The 23,412-nt window shown below is 45.3% G+C and carries 27 protein-coding genes; 11 read left to right on the top strand and 16 right to left on the bottom strand.

What is annotated here, in order from left to right; translation table 11 throughout:
* The first annotated feature begins 15 nt into the window (after positions 1 to 15).
* From VST71_07330 to VST71_07315, 4 genes are read left to right on the top strand one after another with little or no spacing between them, the layout of a single operon-like run.
* Positions 16 to 183, top strand: coding sequence for a hypothetical protein (locus VST71_07330; protein ID MEC4685527.1), 168 nt, complete (start codon positions 16 to 18; stop codon positions 181 to 183).
* Complete coding sequence (locus VST71_07325; GenBank protein ID MEC4685526.1) at positions 173 to 430, top strand: phosphopantetheine-binding protein; 258 nt, start codon at positions 173 to 175, stop codon at positions 428 to 430. The genes VST71_07330 and VST71_07325 overlap by 11 nt, the downstream gene beginning before the upstream one ends.
* Positions 427 to 1,842, top strand: a complete 1,416-nt coding sequence (locus VST71_07320) for an NAD(P)/FAD-dependent oxidoreductase (GenBank protein MEC4685525.1) — start codon at positions 427 to 429, stop codon at positions 1,840 to 1,842. Before VST71_07325 ends, VST71_07320 begins: the two co-directional genes overlap by 4 nt.
* Positions 1,843 to 1,844: 2 nt before the next feature.
* Positions 1,845 to 3,986: an ATP-binding protein gene (locus VST71_07315; protein ID MEC4685524.1), complete on the top strand. Its 2,142-nt coding sequence runs from the start codon at positions 1,845 to 1,847 to the stop codon at positions 3,984 to 3,986.
* On the opposite strand, the gene VST71_07310 is transcribed toward VST71_07315, so the two are convergent.
* From VST71_07310 to VST71_07285, 6 genes are all read right to left on the bottom strand, one after another.
* Positions 3,983 to 4,597, bottom strand: a complete 615-nt coding sequence (locus VST71_07310; GenBank protein ID MEC4685523.1) for an L-threonylcarbamoyladenylate synthase — start codon at positions 4,595 to 4,597, stop codon at positions 3,983 to 3,985. The genes VST71_07315 and VST71_07310 overlap by 4 nt on opposite strands.
* A 210-nt stretch (positions 4,598 to 4,807) precedes the next feature.
* Positions 4,808 to 5,695: an ARMT1-like domain-containing protein gene (locus VST71_07305; GenBank protein ID MEC4685522.1), complete on the bottom strand. Its 888-nt coding sequence runs from the start codon at positions 5,693 to 5,695 to the stop codon at positions 4,808 to 4,810.
* Positions 5,696 to 5,752: 57 nt separating this feature from the next.
* Positions 5,753 to 6,259: a Fur family transcriptional regulator gene (locus VST71_07300; protein MEC4685521.1), complete on the bottom strand. Its 507-nt coding sequence runs from the start codon at positions 6,257 to 6,259 to the stop codon at positions 5,753 to 5,755.
* Positions 6,260 to 6,307: 48 nt separating this feature from the next.
* A complete protein-coding gene (gene feoB / locus VST71_07295) occupies positions 6,308 to 8,278 on the bottom strand; it encodes a ferrous iron transport protein B (GenBank protein MEC4685520.1) in 1,971 nt (656 codons plus the stop codon).
* A gap of 356 nt (positions 8,279 to 8,634) precedes the next feature.
* Complete coding sequence (locus VST71_07290; protein ID MEC4685519.1) at positions 8,635 to 9,006, bottom strand: hypothetical protein; 372 nt, start codon at positions 9,004 to 9,006, stop codon at positions 8,635 to 8,637.
* A 16-nt stretch (positions 9,007 to 9,022) separates the two neighbouring features.
* On the bottom strand, positions 9,023 to 9,322 hold the full coding sequence (locus VST71_07285; GenBank protein MEC4685518.1) for an isoamylase early set domain-containing protein: 300 nt from the start codon (positions 9,320 to 9,322) through the stop codon (positions 9,023 to 9,025).
* A 733-nt stretch (positions 9,323 to 10,055) separates the two neighbouring features.
* On the opposite strand from VST71_07285, the gene VST71_07280 reads away from it, so the two are divergent.
* The 4 genes from VST71_07280 to VST71_07265 all read left to right on the top strand — a co-directional run bounded on the left by VST71_07280 (position 10,056) and on the right by VST71_07265 (position 13,380).
* A complete protein-coding gene (locus VST71_07280) occupies positions 10,056 to 10,766 on the top strand; it encodes a tetratricopeptide repeat protein (GenBank protein ID MEC4685517.1) in 711 nt (236 codons plus the stop codon).
* 5 nt (positions 10,767 to 10,771) lie between these two features.
* Complete coding sequence (locus VST71_07275; GenBank protein ID MEC4685516.1) at positions 10,772 to 11,797, top strand: ABC transporter ATP-binding protein; 1,026 nt, start codon at positions 10,772 to 10,774, stop codon at positions 11,795 to 11,797.
* A 1-nt stretch (position 11,798) separates the two neighbouring features.
* Entirely contained in the window at positions 11,799 to 12,773 is a 975-nt protein-coding gene (locus VST71_07270; protein MEC4685515.1) for an oligopeptide/dipeptide ABC transporter ATP-binding protein, read from the top strand.
* A gap of 190 nt (positions 12,774 to 12,963) precedes the next feature.
* Positions 12,964 to 13,380, top strand: a complete 417-nt coding sequence (locus VST71_07265; GenBank protein ID MEC4685514.1) for a hypothetical protein — start codon at positions 12,964 to 12,966, stop codon at positions 13,378 to 13,380.
* A 164-nt stretch (positions 13,381 to 13,544) separates the two neighbouring features.
* On the opposite strand, the gene VST71_07260 is transcribed toward VST71_07265, so the two are convergent.
* On the bottom strand, positions 13,545 to 13,868 hold the full coding sequence (locus tag VST71_07260; GenBank protein ID MEC4685513.1) for a hypothetical protein: 324 nt from the start codon (positions 13,866 to 13,868) through the stop codon (positions 13,545 to 13,547).
* A 221-nt stretch (positions 13,869 to 14,089) separates the two neighbouring features.
* On the opposite strand from VST71_07260, the gene VST71_07255 reads away from it, so the two are divergent.
* Positions 14,090 to 14,320 (top strand): hypothetical protein, encoded by a 231-nt coding sequence (locus VST71_07255; protein ID MEC4685512.1) that lies wholly within the window; start codon positions 14,090 to 14,092, stop codon positions 14,318 to 14,320.
* 56 nt (positions 14,321 to 14,376) lie between these two features.
* Here the strand turns inward: VST71_07255 and fabG are convergent, their stop codons facing one another.
* Together fabG and VST71_07245 are read right to left on the bottom strand one after the other, a co-directional pair.
* Positions 14,377 to 15,153: a 3-oxoacyl-[acyl-carrier-protein] reductase gene (gene fabG, locus VST71_07250; GenBank protein MEC4685511.1), complete on the bottom strand. Its 777-nt coding sequence runs from the start codon at positions 15,151 to 15,153 to the stop codon at positions 14,377 to 14,379.
* Positions 15,113 to 15,415 (bottom strand): HNH endonuclease, encoded by a 303-nt coding sequence (locus tag VST71_07245; GenBank protein MEC4685510.1) that lies wholly within the window; start codon positions 15,413 to 15,415, stop codon positions 15,113 to 15,115. The genes fabG and VST71_07245 overlap by 41 nt, the downstream gene beginning before the upstream one ends.
* Positions 15,416 to 15,900: 485 nt before the next feature.
* Here VST71_07245 and VST71_07240 point away from each other — a divergent pair, with 485 nt between their 5' ends.
* A complete protein-coding gene (locus VST71_07240) occupies positions 15,901 to 18,303 on the top strand; it encodes a hypothetical protein (protein MEC4685509.1) in 2,403 nt (800 codons plus the stop codon).
* Between the two features lie 212 nt (positions 18,304 to 18,515).
* On the top strand, positions 18,516 to 19,241 hold the full coding sequence (locus tag VST71_07235) for a hypothetical protein (GenBank protein MEC4685508.1): 726 nt from the start codon (positions 18,516 to 18,518) through the stop codon (positions 19,239 to 19,241).
* A gap of 86 nt (positions 19,242 to 19,327) precedes the next feature.
* On the opposite strand, the gene VST71_07230 is transcribed toward VST71_07235, so the two are convergent.
* The 7 genes from VST71_07230 to VST71_07200 all read right to left on the bottom strand — a co-directional run bounded on the left by VST71_07230 (position 19,328) and on the right by VST71_07200 (position 23,395).
* A complete protein-coding gene (locus VST71_07230; GenBank protein ID MEC4685507.1) occupies positions 19,328 to 21,337 on the bottom strand; it encodes a diguanylate cyclase in 2,010 nt (669 codons plus the stop codon).
* Positions 21,271 to 21,555 carry a DUF507 family protein gene (locus tag VST71_07225; GenBank protein MEC4685506.1) on the bottom strand — a complete coding sequence of 95 codons (285 nt, stop codon included), beginning with the start codon at positions 21,553 to 21,555 and terminating at the stop codon, positions 21,271 to 21,273. Before VST71_07225 ends, VST71_07230 begins: the two co-directional genes overlap by 67 nt.
* On the bottom strand, positions 21,552 to 21,833 hold the full coding sequence (locus VST71_07220; protein ID MEC4685505.1) for a DUF507 family protein: 282 nt from the start codon (positions 21,831 to 21,833) through the stop codon (positions 21,552 to 21,554). The genes VST71_07225 and VST71_07220 overlap by 4 nt, the downstream gene beginning before the upstream one ends.
* A gap of 1 nt (position 21,834) precedes the next feature.
* Positions 21,835 to 22,053, bottom strand: coding sequence for a 30S ribosomal protein S18 (gene rpsR, locus VST71_07215; protein MEC4685504.1), 219 nt, complete (start codon positions 22,051 to 22,053; stop codon positions 21,835 to 21,837).
* A gap of 70 nt (positions 22,054 to 22,123) precedes the next feature.
* Entirely contained in the window at positions 22,124 to 22,516 is a 393-nt protein-coding gene (ssb, locus tag VST71_07210; GenBank protein MEC4685503.1) for a single-stranded DNA-binding protein, read from the bottom strand.
* 3 nt (positions 22,517 to 22,519) lie between these two features.
* Positions 22,520 to 22,921 (bottom strand): 30S ribosomal protein S6, encoded by a 402-nt coding sequence (gene rpsF, locus VST71_07205; protein MEC4685502.1) that lies wholly within the window; start codon positions 22,919 to 22,921, stop codon positions 22,520 to 22,522.
* Between the two features lie 153 nt (positions 22,922 to 23,074).
* Positions 23,075 to 23,395, bottom strand: a complete 321-nt coding sequence (locus VST71_07200; GenBank protein ID MEC4685501.1) for a secondary thiamine-phosphate synthase enzyme YjbQ — start codon at positions 23,393 to 23,395, stop codon at positions 23,075 to 23,077.
* Positions 23,396 to 23,412 lie beyond the last annotated feature (17 nt).

Raw genomic sequence — 23,412 nt, 5'->3', positions numbered from 1 at the left:
CGCAGGTTTACGCGGATGAACACGGATAGGTTTAAGTATAAAAATTTATCTATGATAATAAAAGAAAAAAATCTCAGTGCTAATCGGCGTAAATCTGCGGCTAAAAAAATATATGTAGTTCGTGGAAATCTGTGGCACAGTGAAGAAATTCATTCAATAAGGAGGAAGCTATATGTTGGCTGAAAAAATTGAAGATGAAATCATTTCGATAATCTCGGATATTTCAGGCTTTGAGAAGGAAGAAATAACCTCTGATACAAACTTGCCAGATGACCTGGAGATTGACTCAATCAAGGCGATCGAGCTTACCGTTGCACTTGAAAAAAAGTACAAGATATCCATTAGAGACTCTGACATACCTGAAATCAACACTGTTGAGCAGATAATAGATTTAACAAAAAGATTGCTTTCACAGAGCGATCAGACATGAACAGTGGAAAGAATAATCATTATGATGCAATAATTATTGGTGCAGGAATAGGTGGCCTTGTCTGCGGTTGCTATCTGGCAAAGGCAGGGATGAAGGTGCTAATTGCAGAACAGCATCATAAACCGGGGGGGTACTGTACCTCTTTTAAAAGAAACGGTTTTACTTTTGATGCTGCTGCTCATTCTTTTGGTAGTTACCGTAAAGACGGAAATATGAAACGTATCCTGGAAACATTAGATTTAGACAAAAGAATAAAAATAGAACGACATGACCCTTCAGACATTATTGTCTCGCCTGATTACAAAATAACCTTTTGGGCAGACATAAACAGAACGATAGAAGGACTCTTAGAGTTATTTCCCCACGAAGCAAAAGGTATTAAAAGTTTCATCTCTTTTCTATCCGATTCTAAACCATTCGATTTCGCAGCTTTAAGAAATATGACTTTTAACGACTTACTAAGTCAACATCTTATCGACAACAAACTTAAATCAATGCTATCACTTCCTATTTTAGGGAATGGTGGATTGCCTCCATCGTTAATTTCAGCCTTTACCGGCACAAAAATTTATACTGAATTTCTTCTTGATGGTGGGTACTATCCCAAAGGTGGGATGCAAGTTCTACCTGACATATTGTCACTCAGGCTAAAGGAACTGGGAGGTGAATTACGACTATCCAATCCTGTCCAGAAAATCAAGGTAGAAAGTAACGAAGTTAAAGGAGTCTTCTTAGAAAAAGATGGCTTCATTTCGTCAAAATATGTAATTTCTAATTGCGATGCAAGACAAACCTTTTTAAAACTATTAGAACAACAGGCAACTAACGGTGAACTTCTACGCAAGCTTGACAGACTGATTCCTTCCTTGTCAGTCTTTGTTGTTTATTTAGGAATAGATAAATATTACAACCTACCCAACCCAGGCGTAAATATCTGGGGAATGCCCCATCATAAAATAGAAGATTTGTATCTCGCCTTACAAAATGGCAGTACAAACAATTCAACAGGGTATATGGTACGCGTATCACCCAGCAAAAACAGTGTTCAGGCATTTGTAAATGCTCCATTTAAAAACAAAAAGTACTGGATTGACAATAAAGATAGTTTGTCAGAATGCTTAGTAAATAGGATTGAGCAAATTATCCCACAATTATCGCAACATATAGTTTTAAAAGAAATAGCTACGCCTGATACAATGTACAGGTATACCCTGAATTATCAAGGAGCTGCTTATGGCTGGGCGAGCATGCCCTCACAAATGTTCACTCCTGAATTGCGGCAGACCACTTCAATAAATGGGTTATATTTATCTGGTCACTGGGTTGCTCAAACCCAAGGGGTATCTGGAGTTGCCTATATTGGACGTGAAACCGCAAAATTAATTCTAAGAAAAGAAGAATACAAACTTTAAAAATGGAAAAAACTTTATACATAAACAGGAAACTCGACGAACTAACCAAGTTTTGGCTTAGTACCACTTTAATCTTAGGTTCTTGTCTTTTCCTCATATTGGGCATCATGGACTATGTCAGCACTCCGGAAAATTTTGAAAAATTTATGTTCTATAGAGTAATGGCTTCCCTCTCACTTTTGATCTTCTTTTTCTTAAATATAAAAGTAGTAAATCGATACTATCGATTCGCAATTATTATACTCACTATTATAGTCTCTGCAACTATGATAGAATTCATGATACTCGACTTTGGAGGTCACAGATCATCCTATTATGCTGGAATGATTATTTTAGTAGTTTGTATATTCGGTTTAATACCTCTCAACCTATCATTTTCTCTGTTAGGAATAGCGCTTGTATACTCCATATACTTAGTCCCGATTTTGCTTTTCGACAAAGTAGTCGATTTTAGACTATTCTTTTCCAACAATTCTTTTCTAATATCATTTTTTGTTATTGCTGTCATATGGAGATACCTACATCAAAAAAGCCTCATAAATGAACTCAGCCTCCAATACGACCTCGACAAAGAAAAAACCAAACTCAAGGAATATTCCCAGCAACTTGAAGAAATAGTTCAGGAACGGACCAGGGACCTCAGGAAGTCGGAGGCCATGCTCAAGACCCTGTTTGAAAACGCCAATGACGGTATACTGATTATGAACGATAACGGTGTGATCGTGGACGCAAATCAACGGGCATGCGAAATCTATGAACGTGAGAAAAAAGAGCTTATAGGCACAGACATACAACACCTTGGACCTGACACAGACAAAAACAGACTCATGTGGAGGGAACGCCTGGAACGGCTGCTGAATGGAGAGCCGCTGCTATTTGAAACCGAACATTACGGAAAGGATGAAAACAAAGTATCCATTGAAATAAGTGCAAAAGCAATACAGATAGACGGCAGATTATTAATACAGTCGTTTCACCGGGATCTTACGGAGAAGAAACAGCTCCAGGCACAGCTCCTGCACTCCCAGAAGATGGAGTCTATAGGTACCCTCGCTGGAGGGATAGCCCATGATTTTAATAACATATTAACTGCCATCCTCGGCTATGCCGACCTGATTCTTCTGAGTGATAAACTTTTACCTGAAATAGCCAACAAGGTAAGGGTTATTGAAACATCTGCAAGGCAGGCCTCCCAGATGGTCTCCAAGCTACTCAGTTTTGCCCGCAAAGGCAGCGTTGAATCTGTCCCCTTTGCAATAAACTCTGTTATTGAAGATACCATGAGTATGGTTTCAAGGCTTGTTCCCAGAGACATCGTGCTCAGAAAAGAACTGGACAAATCTATTCCTCCTGTTGAAGGCGATGTAAGCCAGATAGAACAGGTACTGATGAACCTGATAATCAATGCAAAGGATGCAATGCCTGACGGAGGTGAAATAACCATAGCAACCAAACTCGTGGAGATCAAACATAATAGTCTTGACATTCGGGCAGCTATCAAGAGTGGAGAGTATATTCACACAACGGTTACTGATACAGGAACCGGAATATCAGAGAAACACTTACCACACATTTTTGAACCATTTTATACCACAAAAGAGAAGGGCAAGGGCACAGGGCTCGGTCTTGCCATGGTATATGGAATTATTAAAGAGCATCGCGGGTACATTACGGTTGAAAGCAGGAAGGGACATGAAACGAAATTCAACATATATTTACCGGTCTCTAAAAAACAGTTCTTCAGAGACAGCTCTAAAGGAATAGAAAAGGTCGTCGGTATTAAGACAATACTCGTCATCGATGATGAGATTCCGATACTTCAACTGATTAAAGAAGCACTCTCTCATAATGGATTTAATGTAATAATATATGATAACCCCCTGCATGGTCTTGAGTTTTTCAAAGCAAACAGAAATAAAATAGACCTTGTGATAACAGACATTGTCATGCCCTCAATGGATGGAGCCCAGTTGATAGAACAACTAAGAAAGTTAAAGCCCGGCACTAAGATAATTGCAACAACCGGGTTTAGTGAAGACGTCGGCAATGTATGGATAGACGGATTCCTGAAAAAACCCTTTCAGAGCTCAAAACTGCTCTCTGTGATAAGAGAGATTCTTGACCGTGGAACAAAAAAATTCTAATCCAGCATAATCTTTCTGATTCTGCCCTTCCTTAACAGCTTCACCTCACCCTTGACTATCTCAACTATGGTTGAGGGAGCCCCCCCCGGAGTCAGTCCCCCATCTATTATAAGGTCCAGGGTTTCACCAAAATATTTCAGTACAGCCTGGGCATGCTCGGCTGGAGGCACACCCGAAGGGTTTGCACTGGTAGCAGTTATAGGGCAGTTGGCCTTCCTGACAAGACCGAGGGCAAAGGACTCTCCCGGAATCCTCACTGCAACCTTATCTGTCCCAGCTGTAAGATAGCGGCTCAGGCCTGCTCCGGCCTTCAGCACTATGGTAAGTGGTCCGGGCCAGTATTTCTCCGTAAGCCTCCTTGCCTCTTCAGGGACATCCGTTGCTATAAGAGAGAGTTGTTCGGTAGAACCTATCATTACCGGAATGGCCTTCTCAAAAGGCCTCCTCTTAAGCTCATACAACCTCTTAAGTGCCTCTTCCTTGTCATACATTGCCCCAAGTGCATAAAAGGTCTCTGTGGGAAAGGCAACAACGCCACCTCTATTCAGCACATCTATGGCCTTTTGAATAATCTCCTCTTCATTAGCCCTTGAGAGTCTCAGATACTCCATAATGCTCACCTCCGTAAGCTTTCAGCGTTAAGAATAAAGACTTCATTAAACCACAGAGACACGGAGACACAGAAAAAAAATATTTATGAACTTTCACTTTTAAAGTCTTAATAATCCATATCATAAGCTGGGATTAGTTCTAATCTCCGTGTCTCTGTGCCTCTGTGGTTTATAATTCGCAAATATCTGAATAAGTAATCAATGATACTTTCAATTCGTGCCCATTCGTGGAGATTCGCGGCTAAAGAGTTTCCTGTTTTCAACAAGCAACATCGAACCATTAGTAACACCGAGGAAACCGGAGACCACATCGCACTTTGCCTGAAAAAGAAAAAAGACCTCTTTATCCACGTTCATCAGGGTCTCAAAGTTACCCTGTCCTTTACTGATTATAAGGGATGCCCCGTAAAAAAGCCGCGTGAACTCTTCAGAACACCACTCAAGAATGGTACCTATGGCATCTGAACCGTTGTCCTTTATCTCACATATCTCCTGAAGCCCAACCTCAAAAGCGTCCTCTACCGTTGAATCATTTATAACAGGTCCGCCTTTTACTACTGCGGTAACCCTCTTCCCCCTGTCCCGGATGGTCTCGATCAGTATCCTGTCAAAGACTATCTCTCCGGCATTGTCGATAAGATAAAGCACCTCTTCGGTACTGTCCAGGGAGGCCCTGAAGTCTGCATAGTCATCCCACACAATCTCACCCCTCAGGGAACGGTTAATCTCTGCCTCTATGTCAACCTCTTTATAAATACCAAAATCTATCACATTGCCCGCTATCGCCAACCTGGAAGCCGTCCAGAGCGGATCAGGGGAGTCGTCAACGAGAGACTTAAGGCTGGGATAAAGACCGAGGGCTATCCGGTTATACCTCTGCTTTATCTCCTTGAATGGGTCACATCCAAGGAGTTCCCGAATCTTCCTGTGAATAAACGTAGTGGCATGTGCAGGGGTCTTTGAAGTATCAGTCTCCCGGATATCCTCAAGGGTCTCCTTCAGTATCTCCACCTTTAAAGTCTCATCCACTGATACCTGGGACAGGGCTATAACTACCTGCCTTAAAAAACAGGGAAAACAGTCAAGATAGGTCTTCATTTCTTTCATGTATTGTGGTTTTAAAGAATTTTAAGATTATTATAATAACACAACAACTTAACCATCGGCACAGTCCTTACAATGGCCCTGAATCTCAAGGATGTGTCTCAAACTCTTAAATCTGTTTTTTTTACATATCTCTTCCTGGAGCCTCTCTATGGCAGGTGAATAAAACTCTATCACTTTTCCGCAGGAGAGGCAGATGAGGTGATCATGGTGTTTATGTCCATGGATATGTTCATAAAATGCCTGTCTCTCTGTAGTCTTAACCTCATCCACAAGTCCACACTCCAGAAGCAGCGGCAAGGTCCTGTATATTGAAGCCTTCGAGACTTTTAAACCTTCCTGTCTGACCTTCAGATAGAATTCATCAATATCGAAATGGTCATGATACTTGAATACTTCTTCAAGGATGACCCTTCTTTCTCTGGTCAGTTTCAGGCCCCTGGTCTGGAGGAAATTCCTGAAAACCTCCTCGTAATCAGTTTTCCGGGCAGGCATGCGGCCTGAAGTCTTTGAACTTCCTGTCCGGTCCACCTTCTTTAACTCCCGCTTCTTTTTCATAACGGGTACCCCCTCCCATTTTAGTTTCTGAACAGGATCCAGTTATTCTCATATGGATACATTCAGCCCCCTGAGTGCAAAATTCAACATACCTCCGACCAAAAAGGCAAGGATAAAGACTATAGTGGTTACAGCAAGTGCAACCTTCATCCCCCTCTCCTTGATTATCATAAAAAAGTTTGCAAGACAGGGCACAAACAGGGTAATGGTTACAAGGCTTACAAGAGATTGTATCGGGGTTAGTTCTCCTGCTATTGACATACTGAAAAGCCCTGCAGCACCATAGTCTCTTCTGAGAAATCCAAGGATGAAAAATCCTGTTGTTTTTGCAGGGAGACCCAAAAACCCCTGAACCACAGGAGATGCCCCCCTCTCTATAATGCCAAGGAGTGTGAATTTATCAAGAAAGAACAATACGAGGGTACCAAGAATGAAGAGTGGAACCGCCTCCTTCAGGTACCATTCGATTCTGCCAACGGTCTTTATTAATACATTTGACAACCCCGGCATTCTTATAGGCGGTATTTCAAGAAAAAACTCGGTCTTCTCTCCCGGAACAACCTTTGATGCAAGAAAACCTGCAGCAAAAAGAACACCCAAAACCGCACCTATCCATATTACGGTAGCCTTAAATGAAAGGGCACCCAGCATTCCAAGAATCACGCCAAGCTGAGCCGAGCAGGGAACGGCCAGGGCGAGGAGAAATGTGGCAATTATCCTGTCCCGCTTTGTTTCCAGTATTCTCGTGGTCATAACTGCCATGGTCCCGCAGCCAAGCCCAAGTATCATGGGTAAGATGGCCTTGCCGTTAAGGCCGATGAGATTAAATATCCGGTTACTCATGATGGCAAGACGCGGCAGGTATCCACTGTCCTCAAGGATTGAAAAAGCGATGAAAAATGTCGCGGTAATAGGAAGCACGATGGCAATGGAATAGGTTAACGCCACTGTAACAACACCATACTCCCCCACAAGCATGTCCCGCAGAAAGGGTACCGGCAACAGCACATCCACGAGTTTTATCACCATTGGGTTCAGATAGCGGCCGAAAATGACCTTCTCAAAGAAATCCACCAGGGTGCCTGCTCCAAAAACACCAACAAACTCGTACAACAGATACAATACAGCAAGGAAAACCGGAAGGCCCCAGATGGGGTCCATGCTTACCCTCTCCAGAAAGAGACCAAGCCTGCCCCTGCTTGCCTGCACCTTTGTTAAGACCTCATCGGTTATGCTTTTGACATAACGATATCTTGTCTCATGAATAATCAAACCCAGGGGTTTTGGATAATGGGCCTGACACTCATCCCTCAGCCTCTCTATCTCCTCGATCACTTCATCAGAAAGCTTGAGTTTCAGCCAACTCCTCAGGCTCTCATCTCCTGCAAGGATCATCAAGGCAATCGCCCTTTTAGAAACCCCTGATTCAGGAAGCAGCGAGGTTATCTTCTCAATATATTCCTCTATCAGAGCGTCATAGACAACTTTTATCTTTGGTATGGCTGCCCTGAGGATGCACTCCTTTAGCTCTTTAACCCCTTTTCTTCTTGGAGCAACAGTACCGACTACGTCAATACCGAGCAATTCCCTCAGCCTCTCCTTGTCAATCTGAACACCTCTGTCCATGGCCTCATCTTCCATATTAAGGTCCAGGACAAGGGGCAGGCCCATCTCCGATAACTGTAAGGTTATCATCAGGGTCCTCTTGAGGTTCTTGGAATCCGCCACCTGAATTACTGCAAAGGGTCTCTCTAAAAGCAGGATGTCCCTTGTAACCTTCTCATCCTCGCTCATGGGTATCAGGTTATTCACACCCGGAGTATCAATTACAAGGAACTTGTTACCTTCAAGGTTGATATTGCCCTGGGATATCTCGACCGTCGTTCCCGGATAATTAGAAACCGTAACGTACTTGCCTGTAAGGAAACCAAAGATAACGCTCTTGCCCACATTGGGATTCCCTACAAGGACTATCCTCTGAATACCTGAAATTATCTTCTCTGTTTTATGACATTCCATATATCTTTAATTAGTGTCTGTTTATAAACTCAATTTTCCTGTCTGTCATTCCGGCAGTTCTTAAGCCGGAATCTATCTTTTTAATGCTTTCCGGATGTCCCGAGCTCTAACAGTTGTCGTTCTTTAAGAAGGCTTTCCTACTCCCGAAGGCTTTCGGGGGCCGGGAATAACAATTGAGATTTATTCTCAATCTCATTCTAAAGAATACCCCGAATCAAAGTCAAGCAAAAACTTATTACACCTGGATATCCCGATAGAAAAAAGCTGGAAAGAAGCACAGAAGGCTTGCAACTCCTGGATACATGGATAATTCTGTGCTGTGCAAAAAAAAACTGAGACTGTGGTGGTATGCTGAATTATTGTCCTCTCAGAACAGCCCCAACCTCATGGACAAAACCTCTCACAATCGGCTCTAACCTCGTTACATCCCTATCCTCAGGCTGTTTCATATGAGCACAATCACACTCATGTGTTATATCATAAGCAAATCGCATTGCTTCAAGAACAGTTGAATCAAAAACTCCTTTTTGCACGTAATCCCTCTCAAATCTCTCTATCAAATCTGCATGCGTCAACCCCCCGATATCCCTGAGGTCAAAGAGTGCAAAAAGGCTGTAGATCATTGCATGATATAGTTTTGCAAGCGTGTGGAGATTGCTGAGCTTTTCTTTATAGAGGTATTCTGCCTCTTCAAGGTAGCCTTCTGCTTCAGCCAATCTCCTTTTCACAACACCTGAAGGCATCCTATAGAATTACCACGGAATCATCACAGCCAAAGGGATTCGGCCTGTACCTGTCAGCACACCAGTCGTTCTCCCACTTTGTTGCATCTATAAGATAGCGGTAACAGTACTCTCTTCCTGTCTCAAGTTCCATGGTGATAGTAAAGTCACCGCTTTTGAGCCTTTTCATCACAGCGGCCCCTCCGTCCCAGTTATTGAAATCACCCACTATGCTGACCTTATGAGCATCTGGAGCCGCCTCTTTCGGCAGCTTGAAAGTGACCTTACAGGCAGGACGACTTTTGAGGTACTGTTTCTTAATCCCTGCAACCTCCCAACTCTTCACAGGTTTACTGGAAACAGGTTTAGCTGAGATAGCTTTACCGGCAGCAGGCTTACTGGAGATAGCCTTACCGGTAGCAGGTTTACCAGAGATAGGTTTACTGAAAACAGATTTGCCGGCAGCTGGCTTACTGGAGACAGGATTGCCAGCAGCAGGTTTACTGGAGACAGCCTTAGACTCAGGGTTACTGGAAGTGCTCCTTGTCTCCTTTGTCCCCTTGACAAACGATTTCCTGTCAGATTGATTTCCCCTTTGCTTTTTCATAATCCCTCCTTGTTGTGTGATGAAATATTCTGCTACTTATGCACACATAAATGCAACCCCATATTAACAACAATTCTATTATATCCAACATCCCTCTATATCAAGGCAAATCTTCACTATTTATTCATAATTTCTTCATCCTTTTTTCAAAATCTTCAGCTATCCTATAAGCAGGATCAAGGGTAATTTCTTAATAACGGCTCGTTAAATCTCATCGCAACAAAACTCTTAAATAGAGTGATACAGGCATATTTTCTCTCGGTTACTTCCTCCCCTTGGCAGCCAGGCGCCCACCTCCCTGGCTGCTTTTTTTACAAATTCGCTCAAACCCTCCTGAATCTTGACAAAAAATCTTTTGAGCCCCTATACTTTTAAGAAGCGGGAAGGCATCCCCTAAAAGAACCCAGGCATGATATTCGTGCATTTTAAGGCCTGAAAAGGGATAACTGTGGACGAACAACTTGAAGAACTTTATAATGAGGGCAACCGGCTGTTTGAGGAAGGGAAATACTCTGAAGCAGAACCAATATTAAAAGAGGTTCTGGAGAGAAAGCCCGAGTATGCAGATATACTGAATCACCTCGGGGTTATCTCCTACCTGAAGGGAGAACTGAAAGAAGCGGTAGATTATTTTGAAAAAGCCCTGAAACTGAACCCGCGATACACCGAGGCATCACTGAATCTTGCCATCACGTACAATGACCTTGGTGAATTTGAAAGGGCACAGGAGATATTCTCCATTGCAGCCCAGGTAGCCCATCCAACACCCGGGACACTTGATCCATTTGTTGCCGGCAAGCTTGCAAATGAACATTACAAGATTGGCAATATATACCTTGATTTCAGCATGAATGACGAGGCAATAGAAGAATACCGCAAGGCACTGAAGCTATCTCCAAGGCTTCCGGATGTACACACAAAACTCGGCATTGCCCTCAGGAACATGGACAGGTATGAAGAGGCAATAATACATTTCAATTCAGCCAAGGAGATCAATCCCGCTTACGGTCAGGCATGGGTACAGCTCGGCATCACTTACTACATGAAGGGCCTCACGGGTCTCGCAATTGAGGAATGGGAAAAGGCTTTTGAGGAAAATCCTAAACTGCAAGAGGCAAAAAACTATCTCCACCTTATAAGAAAAGAGGAAAAAAAATAGACGTTATGGCTGCCGACGGCAAACGTCCGACAACCGTTGTTACAGAATCACCCCTCCTGAAAATAAAGGACCTCAACATCTTCTTCAGAAAAAAGGACAAACCCCTTGCGGCTGTCTCCAATCTCGAACTTGACATCAGGCCCGGAGAAACCTTTGGTCTTGCCGGGGAAAGCGGGTGCGGTAAAAGCATTACAGCACTATCAATCATGGGTCTGCTTCCAGGCACTGCCTATGCAACAGGAAAGATACTATTCAATCCGCCGACCGGTAAAGAGATGGATATCCTGAATCTTGATGAATCCACACTACGCTCTATAAGGGGTAAAGAGATGGGGATGGTCTTTCAGGAGCCAATGACATCCCTGAATCCTGTCTTCACTATTGGTTACCAGATCTCGGAGGTACTGACAACACATGAGGGGCTCTCCGGAAAGGCGGCAACCGGGAGGACAGTGGAACTCCTTCGCCTCGTCCATATACCATCGCCTGAACACAGGATAAAGGACTACCCGCACCAGCTCTCCGGTGGTATGCGCCAGAGGGTGATGATAGCAATGGCTGTAGCGTGCAATCCCTCCCTGCTGATAGCAGATGAGCCCACAACAGCCCTTGATGTAACGATTCAGGCGGAGATACTCAACCTCCTGCTTGATATCAAGGAGGAACGGGGGATGTCCATCCTGCTTATTACCCATGACCTTGCAATCATATCAGAAAATGCCAACAGGGTGGCCATCATGTATGCCGGAAGAATCGTGGAGATAGCCCCGGTTGATAGACTCTTCCGGAAACCGGCACATCCCTATACCCTTGGCCTGCTTCACTCCCTTCCGGTGGCAAGGAATATTCAGTTAAAGCCGATCCCTGGATCAGTCCCGGCTCCGGACGAACTGCCCCCGGGCTGCAAGTTCTCAACACGGTGCACATACAGGACTGCTGCATGCGACCTCGAAGAGCCGCCACTGCACGGGATCGAACAGGACCATCTCGTCAGGTGCATCAGGGTAGAGGATGTTATCCGTCAGGGTTAATATGGAGATACTAAGGACAGAAGACCTCAGAAAATATTACGAAATCAAGGCAGGCATCTTTGCCAAGACAAAGACCCTTAAGGCACTTGACGGAGTGAGCATATCTGTTGATTCGGACAGGGTATTTGCCATTGTTGGTGAGAGCGGATGTGGAAAATCAACATTTGCAAAACTCATACTGCAACTGCTCAGACCCACTGAGGGGAAGGTATTCTTCAAGGGCAACAATATCCATAACGCCGGTGTCAGGGAACTGAAAAACTTCCGGAGGGCGGTCCAGGTGATATTTCAGGACCCCTTTGCGTCACTCAACCCAAGGATGAAGATACTCTCCATCCTCTCCGAACCTTTGATAATCCATAATATCGTGCGCAAAAAAGAACTTAAGGACCGGATTGCAGAGCTTCTTGAAACCGTTGGACTAAAACCCGAACACATGAACCGTTATCCCCATGAGTTCAGCGGGGGGCAGAGGCAGAGGGTCTGCATAGCACGTGCTCTGGCCCTTTCACCTGAGCTTATTGTGGCAGATGAGCCCCTGTCATCCCTTGATGTCTCCATACAGGCCCAGATAATCAACCTGCTCGGTGACCTTAAAAAAGAGAAAAAGCTGTCATTTATATTCATCAGTCATGACCTGAATGTGGTTTATTACTTTGCTGATGTGGTGGCAGTCATGTATCTGGGAAAAATCGTTGAAGAGGCGGATGCCGAAAGGATATTTCAGGACCCGCAGCACCCTTACACCGAAATGCTACTGAATGCCATACCAAAAGTAAGGGTTACACAACAGGAGATTACAGAAAAGAGGCAGGACAAATTCGTGAAAGCCTGTAACAGTATCCCGGAGATGGCCGAATTACCTTCAGGCTGCCTCTTCTATCCAAGATGTCCGAAGAAAGTATCAATATGCAGCAGGGAGACTCCTGAACTGAGAGACACGGGAGACAGAAAAATCGCCTGTCACCTGTGTTGATTTACGGGTTAATAAACACTGAGACACTGAGGCACGGAGACAGACAGAACAACTACAGGAAACTATAAGTTCCAGGCAGTTTTTAGTGTTGCTGAGAGTAAGGTTCTCTTTTTCTCTCCGTGACTCTGTGTCTCTGTGTTTTAATTTAGTTGCGGAGGCTTTTTATTGCTGAGGCCGGGTATAATATATAATGGAAAAGAGAGAAGAAACAGGCATTAGACTGAATGAACTGAAGAGACATCTCTTCTATGAACTCCTCGATCTTGCCGGAAGGGTCTTTGTTGTTGTCAGGAATGCTGAAAATGTGATTATCGGCAACCGGGGCTTTCTCCTGGAAGAGGAGGAGAAGGGACTCATCCTGGTCTTCAACAAGGGGATGAAATTTACGTGGGATGACTATGGAATTGATGCCAGGCTCGTCTTTGGAACAACCCCCCAGCACTGTATTGTCCCGGCAGATCATATAATGGGGGTCTATTGTCCAGAGCTGAACACGCAGTTTCTGTGTCTGACGGACATGGGGCCGGAAACTGCCACTGAGTCAACCACCGGGGAGGAAAAACCGTCGAAAGTCGTCAAGGTTGACTTCCGGAAGAAAAAGACCTGAAAGCGGCCTCAAAACAGTACTTCCGAGGCAACAGATGTGCCATATCCCTTCTGGCGTAGTCGGATTCCCTGTTTCCGCATCTGTTGCTGTGTCTTTTGTGCCATTTTTCTCGCATCTTCTTTTTCTATTTTCCCCCTCCTATGTCACCCTGTTTATTTGCCGGGTTAATAACATGAAACCTCCCCCATTCTATTTATACCTCTCCCGGCTATGTCATACCCCCATCCACCAGGATATATGACCCTGTAATATATCCTGCATTGCAGAGGCAAGAAAAGCCATAGCTTGAGAAGACCCCTCAGTAGAGCCGAACCTCTGGGTATCATACCGAGAAACTCCTGCTTTATCTCTTCACTGGGTGACACCGTCAACTCCGTCTCAATAACGCCGGCCCTGACAGCATTGACCGTGATACTGACATGGGATGCGGACTGGATAGCCGCCTGGAATTGTGGTCCGGGGTTGTAGTTGAGTGAAGAGTCCGTCATATCGCTTCCAACAACCTTTTATTACTGGATTCGGGTTGAACCTGATTGAGAGATTACAGGAAAATGTGTACACGAATATTATTACCTGAATCCTTAAATCTGGTATAATTACAGGTATGCACTATCCAGTTTACGTGAATCGCTCTCCCTAACATTAAAAATTAAACAAAGGAAGAATAATAAAGAATTAATGCTGTAGCAACCTTGAAAGGAGGCATGCTATGAACAAAAAAACAGTTGGAATCATTTTACTTACTGTCGGAGTTATTGGATTGGTCACGGTCTATTCGATGAGACCCCCGTCTGGTTTTGGTGAAGCACTCATGATGATGGGCCAGGGGAGACAAAGCTTCATAAAGGAACCGTTATACCAAATACTTATGGGAGCATCCGGCTTGATTTTCTTACTTGGTATAATGCAAATAGTCTTAGGATTTAAGAATAAAAAATGAACCGAAGAAAAAGTACTTGGATTGGCATGTAATTAAAAGAGACTGACTGGATGCGGCTATGTCATACCCCCATCCACCGAGATATACGACCCTGTAATATATCCTGACTTGCCTGAGGCAAGAAAGGCCACGGCATGAGAGACCTCTTCTGTAGTGCCAAGCCTCCTGCCGGGTATCATGCCGAGGAATTCATTCCTTACCTTTTCACTGAGGGAGGATGTCAAATCCGTCTCTATAAGACCGGGGCTGACGGCATTGACCGTTATGCCATAGCTTGCCACCTCCCTGGAAAGTGAGCGTGTAAAGCTGAGAATTCCGCCTTTTGAGGCTGCATAATTGGTCTGCCCTGCCCTGCCCATCAATGCCGTCGGAGAGATAATATTTATTATCCGCCCCCACTTTTCACCAATCATGGGCCTCAGTGCCGCCTTTGAACAGTTATAAACACCTGTCAGATTGACATCAATAACCCTCTGCCAGTCCTCATCCTTCATCAGCATAAGCAGACTGTCCCTTATCATCCCTGCGTTATTGACGACAATGTCCAGGGTGCCGGTTGTCTCAAGTATCTGCCCGAACATCTCCTGCACCTGCCGGGAATCCGAGACATCCGCCTTCAGGGAAAGCCCAAAACCATTTACCTTTCTGAGTTCCTCCTCTGTACTTAAAGCAGAGTCCTCATCAGAGGAGTAGTTGACTACAACCCTCGCGCCACCCCGTGCAAGGCAGAGCGCTATAGCCTTTCCTATCCCTTTTGTACCGCCGGTCACAAGGGCCACGCGGCCGTCAAATCTATACATCTTCATCACCACCCCTGTTCCCTGTATATTCATCCCACTCCATGGGCAGCATATACTTCTTTTTGTTATTGCACTCCTTGCAGGCTGCAACGATATTTGATTTTGTGCTCTTGCCGCCCCTTATGAGAGGCACTACATGGTCCATGGTGAGTTCCGCAGGCGACATCTGCTTTTCACAGTAAAAGCATACACCCCTGCCCTTTTTATTCCTCCACCACCTGGTAGCCCTGAGCTCCCTAGCCTTTCTCTTCTCCCTGTTTACTTCCTCATCACTCACTTGAGGAAAAAAATTCAAATCAGAATACATGGTTTTATATTATAACAGATTCCCGGTTCCGCTTCCCTCAAGGGCCGGAGAAAACAGGGTCTCCTGCTTCTTAAAGAATTGACAACTGACTTGCGATCAACAGCAATCCTTCGAACAATCGAAAAACTATTACGTTTCCCCGGTAATAATAACGGCGTTTCAGGCAGGCTATTTCACAAAAGGCTTTAATATTGAAGGGTTATAAACTGGCATAACTATTGCGAGATATTTATCACCAATAGTTGGCTTGAGAACTACGGAAAGACCGACAGTACCTGTGGCAGGATTAATCGAAATACCATTTACGCATCTGCAGAGGGGAAAAACTGCCATCACTTCACACTGTGCAACACATGACAGGCCACCCTAAGGCAAGCTGAGTAATGGTGAAAAAAACCGGCATAGACGTTATCCTGCACAAAGGCAACAAGGTCAAAACGCTCCGTAAAAAAAACGAGGAGGAGGAAGATAAAATGAGAAAGGGAAAGACGTTAGGAATAAGACTTCTGGTGACAATGGCCTGCATGTTTTTAATCTACGCCTGTGGTGGTGGAGGCGGAGGAACAACAACCACCACGGGGAGCGGAGGAGGTACAACAACCGAGACAGCTACGATTTCCGGCAGTGTAAGCGGAACCATTATTATAGCAGTGAATGATAGCGGGGAGATAGTTGCCAGTGATGACTCAACAGGCAAAACGCCCGATGCAAACGGGAATTATCCTTTTACCCTTACCGGAATCCCTGTCGGACAAAATATCAGGGTTTATCTGATAACATCGGGCGGTATCTATCCCATGTATTTTGATAGTAATGGAGATACCAATGTTTTCTCCTTAGCCTCCTCAACAACTATCGATCTTGGGTTTGTGGATACAGATACGACAGGACAAGAAGGAAAGGCCATTCCTCAAAACAATCCCACAGATTATCAAGGAGTGACAGGAGGAGCAGAAAATCCTGATATACCCGACACCATTACCAACCCCGAACCTCCGGCTGGTTCTTCCTTAAACCAACTAATAACCGACGGTCTTGAAGCAGTATCAAATGAATGGATGCTCAAGGCAAGAAATTACTTTAAGGCCGCTGTGGATTTGGCAGGAGACTCGACCTCTAACGATGCTGATACCGCCAGGTTCTTCTATGCACTGACAAGGGTAGCTGCCATTAGCGCTGATACCTTTTCTGACGGAACCCCCGGTGATATGAACAGCTTGGGGGATATCCTTGACAGGTGCGGCGCTCTCCCCTCAGATACAGCACGTGCAAACTGGGACACCATTGAATGTTTAGACCCCTTGCCAAGCAATACCACTGATGGCGCTGCCCTTCAAACATTTCTCTACAAAGAGATCCTTCCAGAGATTGAAGGCGCAATTACCAACCTTGGTGCTGTCTCCCAAGACTTTAACAAACAGTGGATAGAGCCTTTTGACAAAACCATGGTAGAGAGTGACCGCGGGGATGTCCTCTTCTTCAAGGCCGCACTGGAAGGTCTTGCGGCAAACCTCTATACACAGTATGCTTATAATCTTTATGTGGATATTGCTGCAGAAGGTAATAAGGAAAATACTACTACAGAGGACTTCCTTAATAACTACGGCAGCTTCCTTTCACTAACAGGGTCTTATATTGATAACCTCAATAGCGCTCAAACCCTCTACTCTGCTGCCCTCAATGATTTGAATGCTGCCATCGATGAGATAAAGGCGGAGACAGACAATCAGGATGATGATCTTATCGACCTTGGGGATATGACACCCTCGGAGATTACAGAGACACAAACGGATATTACTAATTACAATGCCTCACTCAATGGCGAAACGCCTGTAACTATAGATGACAGAGACACACCTTCCGATACCACGGATGATACCATCATAGACCTGAGTCAATTCTTTGCAGACCCATGGATTAATCTGAGAACGATCCTGCCACCCTTTGCAGGGGATGATCCCACAGGACTCCTGCCCGACCCCTCCTTTGGTGGAGTACTGATACAACTCAACGGATATGCCCCCGATGTGCTAAATACTGACACCGATAACAATGGCACAGCAGATATCTTTGAAAACCCGACCCAACTAACTACTGACTCGATAGCTGAGGGTAATCCGGACTGGAGCCCTGACGGAACAAAGATCGTATTCCATTCAGGAGACAAAGGAAGCCGTAACATATATGTTATGGATTCCGACGGGACAAATCCAATTCAGCTAACAAGCGCGTCAGGAGATAATGCAAAGCCCCATTGGACTCCTGACGGCAGGATAATCTTCCAGTCAGACAGGAGCGAAAATTATGATATCTATATAATGAGCGCAGATGGCACAGGTCTGATACAGATCACCTCTGATGCAGATAATGACAACCGGCCAGATGTATGTCCAGGGGATGGCACCAAGATTGTGTTCGATTCCAACAGGTCTGGAAACCGTGAGATCTGGGTTATAAATACCGATGGGACGGGCCTGACTCAGCTTACTACCGACACGGCATCGGATACGCGTGCGGATTGGATGCCGGATTGTTCCAGGATAGTATTTGAATCAGAAAGGACAGGAAACCGTGAAATCTGGGTTATGGACGCTGATGGAAGCAACCCGACCCAGCTTACCAATACCTGGTGGACATCTAATGGACACCCACATTTTAGTCCGGATGGCTCCAGGATAGCATTCTGGTCATTGAGGACATGGAATAGGGAAGTCTGGATTATGAATAGCGATGGCACCGGGCAGAATCAGATTACCGACAATCCAGATGATGATGGTGGTGCTGCCTGGAGCCCTGACAGCACGAGACTCGTGTTCAGGTCAAGCAGGGCAGGAAATGATGATATCTGGGTATATACCCTTCTCCTGACTCCTTGATTTGAGGGAGGCCCCTCGGGGACAACGTGCATCCGTACATATAGCCTGCTGATACCGCAGGGTAAAAAGGGAGTAGGCTCTTGCCTCCTCCCTTTTTACCCTGAAACGACCGATCTATAGATGGGCTCATCAGAGAGATCAACAAGGAGGCATAAAAGGTATCTGATTTTCAGACACATTCTTTCTTCATCTGTCAACCTGGAAGGAGTAATGTGTCACATGTGATGGAGGATATGCCCGTGCAGCGGACAATAATAAAGACTTCTCTGATATTGATTACTGCTCTGTCCCTCGGGCTTATAATACTCTGGGGCCTGAGCCAGAGGAAGGAGACTGCCCCCCCTCTTGTGGAGAAGAAGACCTCTCCTTATCCAATATGGATAAAGGGCTTTAACGCCAGCACCTACGAGGGGGATAGGCTTATAACCAAAATAGAAGCTGATGAGTTTAAGATAAACCCCAGGAGATTCTTTATCTTCAACATAAAACCCTTTAATGAGGCCACCTTAACCAATGTCAGAGTAGATATCCACATCTATAAGGGAATGTCTTCGAAGGCGGATTTGTTCTCTTTTAGTGAAGGTGTTTTGCCCCTTATGAACGGTGGCAAGAAGTTTGCTGTAAAAGGGATAGGCCTTATAACAAGGGGAGTGATAAAGGGGCTTGTTTTGAAGATATACAGGGCCGACAGGCTCTCCATGGTAGTCAAAGCCGGCAAGGGGTACATTGACTTCAAGAAGAAAGAAACAAAGATGAAAGGGGTTAGCATAGAAGATGTATTATCTGAGAGGCTCATAAAGAGCAGCTCCGTTATCTGGGATGACACAGAGAAGGTCTTCAAAGTCCCGGGAGAGTATATCGCCATGACCCCAAAGGGACAAGCAAGGGGGAGGGGGCTAAAGGTGGACCTGGACTTTGTTGTAAGTCCCTTGAAGTAATAAATTAAAGGTTATCCAGGTCTATCGACAAAATAAAGACTCTAAACATATCGCTTCCGGCAACCTTTCTTCTCTGCCAAAGCATATCATTTCAAATCCCCATAAAGCACCGTCCTGTCCCTGCCCCCCTTTTTTGCAGCATAAAGTGCCTGGTCCGCCTTTTCAATCAGTTCATCCCCACTTGTTACGTCAGCAGGATATGAGGCTATACCGATGCTCACGGTCACCTTCAACAGATGACCCTCTACCTTGAAGTCATGAGCCTTTATATTCTTTCTTACCCTTTCGGCTATCTTTTTGGCACCCTTTGCATCCGTCTTCACCACCAGGATGGCAAACTCCTCTCCCCCGTACCGTGCTGGTATATCTATATCCCTGACTGTCCTGCTGATTATCCCTGCCACACCCTTCAGCACAATATCGCCAACCGGATGTCCATAGGTGTCGTTAACCTTCTTGAAATGGTCGATATCAGCAAGTATCAGTGAGAGCGTATCTTCAAAACGTTCCGACCTCCTGAACTCTTCGGTCAGCTTTTCCTTGAAGTGGCGGTGATTAAAGAGACCTGTAAGTCCATCGGTGAAGGCCATCTTCTTGATCTCCTCATGCAGGAGGACATTCGAGATACTTACGGATACCTGGTTCACCAAAATCTCCAGCAGATTAATCTGCATTGGATTGAAGGCATTCTTCTTTTCCGACAGGACCGTCAGTATGCCCTTAATCTTCGCCCCATGAAAAAGTGGCAGGGCAAGAACCGATTTTACGCCCCTGAAATGGAATGGAAGTACCCTCGTCCTGAATCCGCTCACATCCGGATGATAAAGTGGATCCCTGTTGGCATGAACCATCTCAAGCAGTGTTCCCTTAAGAGAAGTTACCTTTTTTTCATTCAGATACCCGGCCCCTCTTGTAAACAGCTCATACGAACGGCCTTTTTTCAACAACAGGACTACCTTGCCCCCGGAAACCCTTGCAGAGCTCTCCACAATCCTCTCGCAAAGTGCTGAAAGCTCAAGAGACCTTGCAAGGGGCGCACTCTCCTCATGCAGTATTCGGAGACTCCTGTATGATAGCTGAATCTGTGAATATATCCTCTGCCTCTTCAGGATTTTGGCTGTTTCACGGGCTACAAGCTCCATTAACCCTATGTCCTGCTGATCAAAGGCCCGGTATCGCAAGCTGTCGGCGCACAATACACCAAGGGGCGTTGACAGCTCCATAACAGGAACAGCGAGCAACGTTGAAATCCCGGCATCACTCAGATACCCCGGCCTGATATCCTTCCCGGGAGACTCGGCATAATGGAGCAGGGGTTTGCCACTTCTGAAGACCGTATATATCAACCCGTCACCAGTGGTAACCATACCGGACCTGCCTGAAGACAGCCTGCAGACAAGCCCGTTGTCTTCGTTAATAAAGAGGCTGACCGCATCTGCCACCATTGCCTTCTCTGCTATCCTCAAAAGCCCGAGTATATCGTCCTCCACCTCCAGGACGTCTGTTAAATACCGGGACATCAGGGTATCATCATTAAAGGAAGGGGCATTATCCGCAAGCTCCTTGGCCTGGCGCTGCAGCTTGTTAAAGGACTCATTGTAGTCCTTTATCCTGTTTTTCAGTTTATACAGATAAAGAGTGACCGGCAGTGATGTCAGTATGACAATGCCCAGCAGAACCAATGCATCCATACGCCCCGAGGAGAATAATTCCCTGCCATGAAGCAGGGGCTGCAAAGACAACAGGATAAAAAAGGATTTAACGCTGAGGAAAAGGGCCGAGGCCGCCATAAGGGGGATATTTACAAGGTGAAGCCAGCTGGAGTCCTTTACCTGAAAAAAAGCCTCAAAAAAGGCCTGAACCCCGAATATCAGGAGAAACAGCTCACTGCGGTGTTTTGAATACCTGTATAAGGCACTGGAGACAAATAGAATAAAGACTATTGAAAAGATTACAGGTCTTCTGTCAGGAAGGTCTGAATAGAGACAGAATGACAGGAGAATCAGGAAAAAATACGGGAGGAACCTTATCAGCCCGAGTATCTTCCTCTTTTTGCCTCCTCCTCTTTGAAGAACTTCTTGTAAAGGACTTCCCACTCAGAGCTGCCCTCTATTATCTTCTTTGAGTAGGACTGGATTTTGCGTCTAACGGCCTCTTCAATCTCTTCCCCTGCCTTTAGCTCGTCTGTAATGGACTTCTGAATCTGGCGCCTGATCTTCCCCTCATCCTCTTTAACAACAACAAGCCCCTTCTTTTTCAGCTCCTTCAACAGAACATGGCTCATATGGGTGACCTTTTCGTCTGACAGCATCATAGAACAATATTCCTCTCTTTTGCAAGTTTACGCTTTGTGAGATCAAAGAGCCTTCTGTAATCAAGACGGCCCTCTTCTATCTCAGAGGAATGGAGCTGAAGTATCCCCCTGACTTCCTCATTAAGCCTGTCTTCAGCCATCAACTCATAAAGAAGAATCCCCTCAACGGCTGCAAGCAGATCCTTTTCCGGAACAGCGGATTCTATATAACCCCGCCCGATCAGGTCATCTATAATCCTCTTTGCCATGGGAGCTACCCAGGATTTGGGTATCCGCATCTCACTTTTCCATAAATGGCAGCAATGCTATATTTCTTGCCCTCATTATTGCAGTGGTAATCTCTCTCTGGTGTCTTGCACAAGTCCCGGTCATTCTCCGCGGCAGGATCTTTCCCCTCTCTGTTATATACCCGCGCAAAACCTTCATATCCTTATAATCAATGTAAGGTATCTTGTCTGCACAAAACCTGCAGTACTTTTTGCGTTGAAACCTTCTCATTTTCGACACTCCTTTCTTTATTCAGGTGTTAAGTTATTTGTAATGGATTATATGTTATCAACTGCCCTGGTTAAAACGGTTCAAGCTCGGTTGTCTCTTCCGGAGGCGGAGTTTCATCTCCTGAGCCATAGTCAGCCGATGCGTCTTTCCTTGGCAGGAACCTCACGGTGCTTGCAATTACCTCAAACTTGCTCTTCTGCTGCCCCTCATACTCCCAGCGTCTCTCCTTCAGTCTTCCCTCAACAAGCACACCACGCCCCTTGCCAAGATATTGCGTTATATTCTCAGCCTGTTTGCCGAATACAACTGTATCGATAAAGAGGGTTTCATCCTTGAATTCATTGCCCTGTTTTATACGGGAATTGACCGCAATACGCATACTGACTACCGGGGTGCCCTGCGGGGTGTATCTCAGTTCAGGGTCCTTTGTAAGATTGCCTACAAGAATTATCCTGTTAAACATCTCCTACACTCCTTCAGCAGATTCAACAGCCTCTTCGGTAACCGGCTCGGTAACCGGCTCGGCAACAGGCTCGGCAGACTTCCTGAGTTCATTCATCAGGGCTGCTATCTGGTTCTTTTCAAGTTTAATTACCATGTACTTGAAGACGGGATCATATATCTTGTAGAAATCCTCAAGTTTCTTGATACATGTGGCGGGTGCCTTGAAGGTGTAAAGTATGTAGTACCCCTGGGTTTTCCTGTTCAGCTCATAGGCAAGCTTTTTTCTTCCCCAGCGGTCTTCCTTAAGCACTTCACCATCGGCTTTGACTATAAGGTCATTGATTTTTTGGGCAGCAGCTTCGATCTCTTCGTCACTAAGGGCGGGGTCAATAATTACAATGTTCTCATAAAAATTCATTTCCATCTAAAAAACCTCCTTCCGGATATAAAGCCCTTGATAAGGGCAAGGAGTAATTTCCCCGACATTGAAACACCGGGAGAATCATGCCTGACATATTTTATAGCACAATCATGGCAATTAAATCAATTCAGCCTGCCCTCTGAAACAGTGTTCCGTTCACTCCCCTGTAACATGCACGATTATATCCCTCTTTCTTCCCCTGTTATCAAAATCAATAAAGACTATCTGCTGCCACGTTCCCAGGGTAAGGCTCCCCCTGATGAGGGGAATGGTGAGAGAGGGTTTCATGAGAGCAGCCCTGACGTGGGAAAAGCCGTTGCCGTCACCCCAGCGCCTGTCATGCTCGTAGGTCTGGCCGGATGGAACAATCCTCTCGATGGCATCCCGCAGGTCCATGAGCACACCGGATTCGTATTCTATAGTTGTAACAGCCCCGGTCGAGCCGGGACAAAAGACCGTTACCAGCCCGTTCTCCATACCTGAACGTCCCAGAA

The organism is Nitrospirota bacterium, assembly GCA_035873375.1.
In the GTDB taxonomy this organism is placed as follows: Bacteria; Nitrospirota; Thermodesulfovibrionia; order Thermodesulfovibrionales; family JdFR-85; genus BMS3Bbin07.
Note: the sequence above shows the minus strand (reverse complement) of the source record. Positions and strands in the feature narration are given on the sequence as shown.

Excerpts from the sequence above, each read along its gene's own strand:
- VST71_07275 (MEC4685516.1), top strand. The coding sequence starts at position 10,772 with ATGGCTGCCGACGGCAAACGTCCGACAACCGTTGTTACAGAATCACCC.
- VST71_07325 (MEC4685526.1), top strand. The coding sequence starts at position 173 with ATGTTGGCTGAAAAAATTGAAGATGAAATCATTTCGATAATCTCGGAT.
- VST71_07315 (MEC4685524.1), top strand. The coding sequence starts at position 1,845 with ATGGAAAAAACTTTATACATAAACAGGAAACTCGACGAACTAACCAAG.
- ssb (MEC4685503.1), bottom strand. The coding sequence starts at position 22,516 with ATGTTTAACAGGATAATTCTTGTAGGCAATCTTACAAAGGACCCTGAA.
- VST71_07305 (MEC4685522.1), bottom strand. The coding sequence starts at position 5,695 with ATGAAGACCTATCTTGACTGTTTTCCCTGTTTTTTAAGGCAGGTAGTT.
- VST71_07225 (MEC4685506.1), bottom strand. The coding sequence starts at position 21,555 with ATGATGCTGTCAGACGAAAAGGTCACCCATATGAGCCATGTTCTGTTG.
- feoB (MEC4685520.1), bottom strand. The coding sequence starts at position 8,278 with ATGGAATGTCATAAAACAGAGAAGATAATTTCAGGTATTCAGAGGATA.
- rpsR (MEC4685504.1), bottom strand. The coding sequence starts at position 22,053 with ATGAGAAGGTTTCAACGCAAAAAGTACTGCAGGTTTTGTGCAGACAAG.
- VST71_07265 (MEC4685514.1), top strand. The coding sequence starts at position 12,964 with ATGGAAAAGAGAGAAGAAACAGGCATTAGACTGAATGAACTGAAGAGA.
- VST71_07220 (MEC4685505.1), bottom strand. The coding sequence starts at position 21,833 with ATGCGGATACCCAAATCCTGGGTAGCTCCCATGGCAAAGAGGATTATA.
- VST71_07270 (MEC4685515.1), top strand. The coding sequence starts at position 11,799 with ATGGAGATACTAAGGACAGAAGACCTCAGAAAATATTACGAAATCAAG.
- rpsF (MEC4685502.1), bottom strand. The coding sequence starts at position 22,921 with ATGGAAATGAATTTTTATGAGAACATTGTAATTATTGACCCCGCCCTT.
- VST71_07260 (MEC4685513.1), bottom strand. The coding sequence starts at position 13,868 with ATGACGGACTCTTCACTCAACTACAACCCCGGACCACAATTCCAGGCG.
- VST71_07320 (MEC4685525.1), top strand. The coding sequence starts at position 427 with ATGAACAGTGGAAAGAATAATCATTATGATGCAATAATTATTGGTGCA.
- VST71_07240 (MEC4685509.1), top strand. The coding sequence starts at position 15,901 with ATGAGAAAGGGAAAGACGTTAGGAATAAGACTTCTGGTGACAATGGCC.
- VST71_07300 (MEC4685521.1), bottom strand. The coding sequence starts at position 6,259 with ATGAAAAAGAAGCGGGAGTTAAAGAAGGTGGACCGGACAGGAAGTTCA.
- fabG (MEC4685511.1), bottom strand. The coding sequence starts at position 15,153 with ATGAATATACAGGGAACAGGGGTGGTGATGAAGATGTATAGATTTGAC.
- VST71_07310 (MEC4685523.1), bottom strand. The coding sequence starts at position 4,597 with ATGGAGTATCTGAGACTCTCAAGGGCTAATGAAGAGGAGATTATTCAA.
- VST71_07330 (MEC4685527.1), top strand. The coding sequence starts at position 16 with ATGAACACGGATAGGTTTAAGTATAAAAATTTATCTATGATAATAAAA.
- VST71_07255 (MEC4685512.1), top strand. The coding sequence starts at position 14,090 with ATGAACAAAAAAACAGTTGGAATCATTTTACTTACTGTCGGAGTTATT.
- VST71_07200 (MEC4685501.1), bottom strand. The coding sequence starts at position 23,395 with ATGGAGAACGGGCTGGTAACGGTCTTTTGTCCCGGCTCGACCGGGGCT.